The organism is Streptomyces sp. NPDC002130, from assembly GCF_040296465.1.
In the GTDB taxonomy this organism is placed as follows: Bacteria; Actinomycetota; Actinomycetes; order Streptomycetales; family Streptomycetaceae; genus Streptomyces.
In genome coordinates this window covers 1-7,731 of the sequence record NZ_JBEOXI010000325.1, presented here as the reverse complement: position 1 = coordinate 7,731, position 7,731 = coordinate 1, and the positions used below count along the sequence as shown (strand labels likewise).

The window sequence follows — 7,731 nt, the reverse complement described above, 5'->3', positions numbered from 1 at the left end:
GCGTTTGCGCAGGTCAGTGGCTCGTTCGCCCAGTGGGCGCATCAAGCGATAGACGCAAAGCCGATGTGATTAGGTCGTCGGTTCGATTCCGACAGGCGGCTCCGGCGAACAGCCCCTGACCTGCGGAAACGCAGGGCAGGGGCGGTTCGGTTCTGGTGGTCGCGCGATGCGCTGGCCTCACGGCTCTGCCCGACACCGACGTCGCTCTCCTCTGCGACGGAACCCTCGCCGGCTGAGCGCTCGCGGCCGGCATCCTGTCCGTGTGCCGATAGGCCTCGCACCGCTCGGCAACGCAGCGTGGCGTTGCGTCGCGACCTGGCGACGGCTCGGCGGGGCGCGATCGTCTCGTGCGTTGGCGGACTACGGGAGCTTGGACGCGAGGACGTCGGCCGCCAGGATCTCGGGTGCTGCGCCGAGGAGGTGCTGGTTGGCCATCAGGGCTGCGACGATGGCGCCGTTGGCGTGGGCGTCGCGAGCGGCCTCGTCGGGGAATGCATCGAAGATCCAGAAGGTGTCGGCGTGGGTCCTGACCGCGAACCAGACAATCGTTCCTACTTCTTCGTTGGCGAGCGCGACAGCGCCGGCGAGCAGATCGGCGAGCGCGTCGTGCTGTCCATCGGCCGCGACGATCTTGGCGACGAAGGCATACGGAAGTGATGCGGGTGTGGACATGAGGGGTTCTCCTAGGTGTCGAGGTTTCTTGGTGAAGCGAGTTAAGCGTATGACGAGCAAGGGCATGTGAGAAGTGGCGTATACGGCAGTATTGCTATTGTTCGCGCCATGCGTATCGGACTGATCGCGATCGACGGCTGCTTCGGTTCGGCTGTCGCGTCGGTCATCGACATCGTGCGGGTGGCCGACGGAGCCCGCGGCGATGTCGACCCGCGGATCGACCCGATCGAACTCGCCATCCTCGGACCGAAACGGAGAGTGACCACGACGGCATCGATGACCCTGTCGGTGGACCACCCGCTGTCGGAGTCCGCAGAGTTCGACGTGGTCGTCGTCCCTGCGCTTGGAACCCTCACGGCCGCCGCTACCAACGACGCCCTCCAGAGCCGAGATGCTCGTTCGGTCATCGCCTCGCTCGGGCGCCTCGACGACGCGACCACCCGGATCGCCGCGGCGTGCACCGGCGTGTTCGCCGTCGCCGAGACCGGACGGATGCATCATCGGCGGGCGACGACCAGCTGGTTCCTGGGGCCGGAGTTCCTGAAGCGCTATCCGACCGTCGCCCTCGATCTCGACACCATGGTCGTGGTCGACGGGAACCTCGTCACCGCCGGCGCCGCGTTCGCCCACATCGACCTCGCGCTCTCACTCGTGCGATCGATCAGCCCCGATCTGGCCCAACATGTCGCCAAGCTCCTCATCATCGACGAGCGTCCGTCGCAGGCGGCCTTCGTCGCCTACGAACATCTCCGGCACGAGGACCCGATCGTCGTCGAGTTCGAACGCTTCGTGCGCGCCCGCCTGGACGAACCGTTCAACGTCGCCTTCGTCGCGCAGTCGCTCGGCACCAGCCGGCGCACCCTCGAACGACGAGTCCGTGCGGCGCTCAACCTCACTCCGCTCGGCTTCGTCCAACGGCTTCGCATCGAACGAGCTCGGCACCTCTCAGCAACCACGGACCTCACCTCCGCCGAGATCGCGCTACGGGTCGGCTACGCGAACGCCGAGACTCTGCGCTCCCTCCTGCGTAGGGAGCGACGCCGTTCCTGACCTATCGCCATGCCTGTAGCCGGTGTCCTAGCGCTCGACTGGAACCACCTCTCAGCACGTCGCGTCGACGCTCCTGCGTCGCCCCTGGACGACCCACTCGACACGCCCGCAGCACAGGCCATGTGACGTGTCCCGGCTTCCCGGACGGTCGGGGTTGGGTGGCTGTGATGTCGCTGCGTTCTCGTCGAGGGGGTCAGCAGACTCGATCAGGGTCGATTGGGATGAGACGCGAAGGCGGTCAGGTCAGGGCGGCCGAAGCCGGCCGGCGGGGTAGCGTCGGTCACGTCGAGGTCTTTCGGATGGATGGCGTAGGAACCTCCATCGTCGGGAGACCTCGACGTCTACCTGCGGACCGACGCGCCCGGCCGACCTACACCCTCATCTGGGAAGAGCCACTATGATCCCATGTTGTCCCTACTTTCCGAGACGGGTCCCTTAATTTTCGCTGTGAGGACCAAATGTTTAGTGATCAGTTGAATGCGTTGTTCGACCACTCGGCGCGGATCGGCTGCCCGATTACGCAAGTGCAGCTGGCGGACGCGCTCAATGCCCGAGGTCACCAAATTTCGCATCCGTATATTTCGCAGTTGCGGCGAGGGAAGCGTTCGAATCCGTCTCCGGAGATCGTGGCGATACTCGCCGACTTCTTTGGTGTCGACAAAGACTATTTCTATCTTCCCGCCGTTAATCCTGATTTTCCGACGGCGTCGGAAGTGATCGAACGTCTCGACCAAGTACCTTTACGGAGACTCCTCGCTCAAGCGGACGGACTTTCTGACAGGTCGATGGGTATTGTCATTGAGATGGCTGAGCGTCTGCGCCACGCAGAGGGCTGCCCTGTGGTTACTGGAAACGGATTCTGGATATTCTGGTCCCACCCGGATGTACCTCCAATCGAAAGCGCAGAGTGCGGCCCATGAAAGAATAAGGTTTCGATTTTTTAAGAATGTTGGTTTTTGTATGTTTCTTATTCTTTGATAAATTCGCGCAATTTGAGGCCGCTATTTGAGGGGATGGCATCAAAGGGTGATTGGCATGATCGAAGACGCCGTTACAGTGATTTGTACACTATGTCCCAGCTCCGGTCCATCAGATCGGTGATGTAGGGCAAGTTGCACTATGCGACCAGCGTCTACCTTCCGCGGTTCTGACGAGTTACGTGTACCGAGTAATCCGCCCAACCCATCGATGGTTGGTTTCCATAGATTTGCCCAAGTGCGCGGCAACCCGGTCACGTAAGATATATGCAACGCGACAGGCCCATCTTGAATGGGTTTCAGTCCGGAGATTGCGTCCGGGATTTCGTTTTTGAATTGTTCTTTTGTATACGACCTGCGAGTTATCAGTGTTGCCGTTTGGCCGATGTTGGATGATTGCGCAGGGATGGCTGAGTCAATTGAAATCGTGGATATTTTTGAATTCCTTTTTGTGCACCATACGCTTGCAAGCTGATTCCCGGAAATTTGCTTTACTCTTTCTGCGAGTAGGAATGCGTATTGATCCAGGTCGGGTTTCTGAAGCAGCGGCGTATTCAAAGGGATCCCTACATTTAGGGAAAGGGCTGTGGAGCTGGATAGTGCTGTGAGATCAGGTAACAGTAGCTTCTCGCTGTCATTCAGGAATCTATCGGTTCGAGACTGGATAGATGGATTGATCTTTTCGGGCTGTGGGAGCACTGTCGGTACTTGTAGGCGGTTCGTCTTTCCGGATGGACAAGCGAAGCTAGGTGCTGGGAGGTGCATAGTGAAAGGGTAGAGGGCCAGGCAACGGACTGTTTGGGAGGTTTGGATCCAGCAGCGTTCGAACGGTTACTGGACATGTGCGTAGGCACGAGCCCAGTTTGGTCGAAAACCGATCGGTATTCGACGCTTCTGTGAAGCATGTATATCCCCAGTTTGTAGATAGCAGTTGTAGGTGACGTTCTTTTCGCGGTGCTAAATGTCCCGGGATGAGAGCGCGAACGTGGATGTTCCGGCAGGAACTGGACGCTCTTAGACGCCATCCGACAGGCGAAGTGGCGGCCGCTATGGGGCCACAGCGGGCGCCGGGGCATCAATCGCAAGCTTCACGCCGATTGCGCCCAGGAGTGTGCCCGTGACCCACTTCTGCCACCGCATCCAGGCCGGCTTGCGTTGTAGAAACGTGGCGACTGATCCGGCGGCGATGATGATCGCGCCGTTCACGGCAACGCCGACGAGGATCTGGATCGCGCCGAGCTGGAATCCTTGGGCCACGATGCTGCCTGCGGTGGGGTCGATGAACTGCGGGATGAGCGCCAGGTAGAGGATCGCGACCTTCGGATTGAGGAGGTTCGTCAGTAGGCCCATGCGGAAGAGCTTGCCGAACGAGTCACGCGGAAGATCGTTGGTCTCGAACAGCGACTTCCCGCCCGGGCGAAGTGTCTTGTAGGCGAGCCAGAGAAGGTAGACGGCCCCCGCGACCTTCAGTGCGATGAACAGCCACGGCACGACGAGGAACACTGCCGCCAATCCCAGGTTGGCCATCACCATGTACACCACGAAGCCAACGGCCGTGCCGGACGTCGACATCATTCCGGCACGCCATCCCTGGCTGATGCTGCGAGAGACCAGGTACATCATGTTCGGCCCGGGGGTGAGAGCGAGGCCGAGCTCGATGAGAGCGATGCCGACGGCGGCGGACAACGAGATCATGCACGCTTCTTTCTTGTGGTGGGTTGCGAGGAGGCTTCCCCTCGATGCCGAGCTGCACTCAGTCTTCCACTCCGTGAACTCAGCCAATCGAATCGGACGGGGTGGCCTCTGTCTATGTAAGGGCCCGGACGTCATGGTCTCAGCTGCGCTTAGCGCCCGATGAGGAGAGCCCCCTGGGCGGCGTCAACGGCCTCCGGGGTGAGGTGGGTGCGCTTGTTGATGTCAAGGATGCGATTCACCTGGGTGACGAGCCGGTCGGCGAGGCGAAAGTTCCCGTTGGTCGCGCGGACGATCGCGGCTAGAGCTGCCGTGTGCGCGAGACCTGCGTCGTCAGGGTCGGGGTCCGGGAGGCGCTGCGCGACGACGGCCGTGAGTTCGTCGCTGCGGAGGGGCCGGTATTCGTGGGCGAAGCCGATGCGGCTGTAGAGCTGGGGGTAGCGGGCGAGGCGTTTCTCGATGCCGGGCATGCCGATGAGGATGACGCCCATTCGGTGGCGGTCATAGAAGTCGCGGACTTGTTCGAGGCCTGCGGTCTTGAGCCGGTCGGCTTCGTCGATGATGAGCAGCTCGGTGTTCCCGCTGTGCTGGGATTCGGCGTGAACGTAGGGGTCGACGTGGCCGTGCTGAGCGTAGTCGATGGCCCAGGAGATGTGCTGGCAGGCCCGGGGCAGGCCTTGATCGATCTGCTTGATGGTCGCGGCGACGGTAGGGGTGAAAAACGCGGTTCTGCTTCGTTGAACCGCTTCGGGCACGGGCGGCAGGGCACCGGTGCTGCGCGAGAGCGGGTGCCACTGCTCCCACTCGTCGGTGCCAGCGTAGTGGCGAGCAGAGAGCGTCTTGCCGATCCCGGGTGGCCCGTAGCAAAGCCCGATGTAACGGTGGGAGCGGACGGTGTCTGCGAACTCCTGGAACCGGCGATGCTCCCGCGTGGTCACGAACGCCGCCCGCGTGTCTGCGTGCGGTGGCGCTGCCTCCTTGAATTCGTCGAAGTACCCGCTGAGGAACCGGCGCCCGTCGTCGCCTGGTTCGAAGAGCACGGAGCGAGGTTTGCCGTCGTCTGGCTCAGCCATTGGCATAGGTCCTCAATCCGTGTCGGGCCGGGGGCGGCGTTGCGCGGTCGGGTGCGCTCTCCGGTACCGGCGGTATCTCGGGGCGGTGGCGGGTGTCTTCAGGTAGTGAGCGAGCGTGAGTGGTGAGCTCGCGGAGCTGCTGTTTCAGGGCGCGGCGTTGCGTGTTGCGCGCCGCCTGCAGGTCGGTGAAGGACACGGTCTCGGAGGAGCGTTCGGGGGCGATCGCGCGACACAAGAACGTGTTGTCGTGGAACACTCGCACTTCGCCCAGGTCGCGGGGGTCGTACCGCACCGTGACGTCTTCGCCGACGTATGCGGCGAGGACCGGTGAGATGTATCGGGTCGATGCGAAGCGGATGCCGTCGCGTTGCACACGTCGCGTTGCCGCGGCAGTCAGCAGGAGCGAATCGATGTCTTCCGGGTGGGCGGGCATTCGAGGGATGAAGCTGTCGCTGCGCCAGCGATTATGCGGGGCTGCGCCGGTCGCTGAATGTGGTCGTTCGTTGTACTCGTTGACGATGAATCGCTCGAGCACGTCATCGAGTTGATGCAAGGTCAGCGTGGGGTCGCTGACGGGTGCACCGCCGGTGCCGTGCGGGATGAAGCCGGGCAGGTGCGGCAGCAGCTCGGTCGTGATGGTGCGGTAGAACCGTTCGATCTTGCCGCGCCCCTGCGGAACGCCGACCCGGGAGTGAATCAGGCGCACGTGTAGGTCGAGGCAGACGTGTTCGATCCTGGTCGAGGTGAAATCGGACCCGTGATCGCTGTAGAGGACGTCCGGGAGCCCGGATACCACCCACTTCGGGTTTCGTTTCCGAGCGACCGCTTGATGGATCGCCAGTGCGGAATGCTCGGCCGTGGGTGCTGAGACGCCGAGCGCGTAGCCGGCGATCGCTCGCGAGTAGTCGTCGAGCACGATTGTGAGCCAGGGTCGGACGGGTTGCTGCCGGTCGTTGAGGATCATCACGTCGAGCAGGGTGTGGTCCATCTGCCACTGCTCATTCGGCGCGGAGGTCGTGCGGCGGTAGACCAGCTCGAACTTGTCGCGGTACGCCGCGTCCCCGCCGTCCGCGAGGGCCGTCAGGCCCGGGTCGAGCGCGTGCACGATCTCGCGGACCGTGGTGTATCCCGGGGTCGGCAATCCGCGGTCCCGGGCGATGTCACCGATGCGACGGTGGATATACGCGATCGTCGGCGCGGGCCGGCGCACAGCAAGTGCCTCGATTGCGGTGACAAGTTCGGCGGCAGTGCGAGTCGATCCCTTATCGCTGCGAGTTGCTCTCGCGAGCCGTCCCGTCTCCATCCGAGCTGCCCACCGTTGCAAGGTCCGCACCGCAACGCCGGATTGCTCCGCAAGACGCGTCCACGGCACACCGTCCTGGTGTTGGCGCACAAGCTCGGCCTTCTGCCGGTCGCTGAGGTGCGCCATGATCCCTCGTCAGGCCCGCTCGACGTGCTCGGCCAAGTGCCGATAGATAGTGGGCCGGGACACCCCGAACGTGTCGGCAATCTCCTGCACGGTGTGGCCTCCTTCGTCATACATCGCCCGGGCCTGCCGGATCTTCGTCGGCGTCATCTTGAACTTCGGGCCACCCTTGCGCCCGCGGGCACGGGCGGCCGCAAGGCCGTCGTGAGTGCGTTCCACGATGAGATCGTGCTCGAACTCCGCGATCGCCGCGAGCATGTGGAAGAACAAACGGCCACCCGGAGTGGTGGTGTCGATGCCCTGCGACAGGGCCTTCAACCCGACCCCACGCTGCTGGAGCGGATCGGTGTCGTCGCCGACGCCCAAAGTCTTACGGAAGAAGTACTGCATCTGGCGGTTGAACGGGGCCGGGTCGATTCCGTGCCGTGTGAACACCTGATTCATGACCTCGTCATGCGCCTCTGCGTGCAGCAATTCTTGACCCATGAAACCGAGCATGTCCTCGCGGAGCTTCTCGTCGTGCACGTCCGGGAGAGCCTGCTCGAAGGCCTGGATCATCATCCGCTCGCCCTCGGGGATGACGAGGTTCATCGAACCGAGGAGGTATGAGGCGATCGGCTCATTCGGCAACCACACCAAAGGCGCTTTCTCCCAGTCGAAGTCGACTCGCCGTGGACGGATCGCAACCCGGCCGGGCGGCGCGATCGGACGCTGTGTCAGTCCCCTCAAAATCCCCATGGCCACTCCTCGCTCATTTATAAGTACGCGACAGTACTTATAAATGAGCATGGCGATCTACCCGAGGCTTGTCAACACCGGACTACGAACCGTCGGACGAGAG

At 62.6% G+C, this 7,731-nt stretch carries 7 protein-coding genes; 2 read left to right on the top strand and 5 right to left on the bottom strand.

Annotated elements, in window-relative coordinates:
• Positions 1-360: 360 nt before the first annotated feature.
• Positions 361-672, bottom strand: coding sequence for a putative quinol monooxygenase (locus tag ABT116_RS36950; protein ID WP_003941073.1), 312 nt, complete (start codon positions 670-672; stop codon positions 361-363).
• Positions 673-780: 108 nt separating this feature from the next.
• Between ABT116_RS36950 and ABT116_RS36945 the strand changes: the two genes are divergently transcribed.
• Both ABT116_RS36945 and ABT116_RS36940 read left to right on the top strand, forming a co-directional pair.
• Positions 781-1,722, top strand: coding sequence for a GlxA family transcriptional regulator (locus tag ABT116_RS36945; RefSeq protein WP_003941078.1), 942 nt, complete (start codon positions 781-783; stop codon positions 1,720-1,722).
• Positions 1,723-2,180: 458 nt separating this feature from the next.
• Complete coding sequence (locus tag ABT116_RS36940; protein ID WP_050794073.1) at positions 2,181-2,642, top strand: helix-turn-helix domain-containing protein; 462 nt, start codon at positions 2,181-2,183, stop codon at positions 2,640-2,642.
• A 1,104-nt stretch (positions 2,643-3,746) separates the two neighbouring features.
• On the opposite strand, the gene ABT116_RS36935 is transcribed toward ABT116_RS36940, so the two are convergent.
• From ABT116_RS36935 to ABT116_RS36920, 4 genes are all read right to left on the bottom strand, one after another.
• Entirely contained in the window at positions 3,747-4,394 is a 648-nt protein-coding gene (locus ABT116_RS36935) for a LysE family translocator (RefSeq protein WP_351643318.1), read from the bottom strand.
• Positions 4,395-4,543: 149 nt separating this feature from the next.
• Positions 4,544-5,329, bottom strand: a complete 786-nt coding sequence (locus ABT116_RS36930; RefSeq protein WP_030537385.1) for an AAA family ATPase — start codon at positions 5,327-5,329, stop codon at positions 4,544-4,546.
• Between the two features lie 127 nt (positions 5,330-5,456).
• Positions 5,457-6,893, bottom strand: coding sequence for a TnsB C-terminal domain-containing protein (locus ABT116_RS36925; RefSeq protein WP_030537384.1), 1,437 nt, complete (start codon positions 6,891-6,893; stop codon positions 5,457-5,459).
• A 9-nt stretch (positions 6,894-6,902) separates the two neighbouring features.
• Positions 6,903-7,628 carry a metal-dependent hydrolase gene (locus ABT116_RS36920; RefSeq protein WP_351643310.1) on the bottom strand — a complete coding sequence of 242 codons (726 nt, stop codon included), beginning with the start codon at positions 7,626-7,628 and terminating at the stop codon, positions 6,903-6,905.
• Positions 7,629-7,731 lie beyond the last annotated feature (103 nt).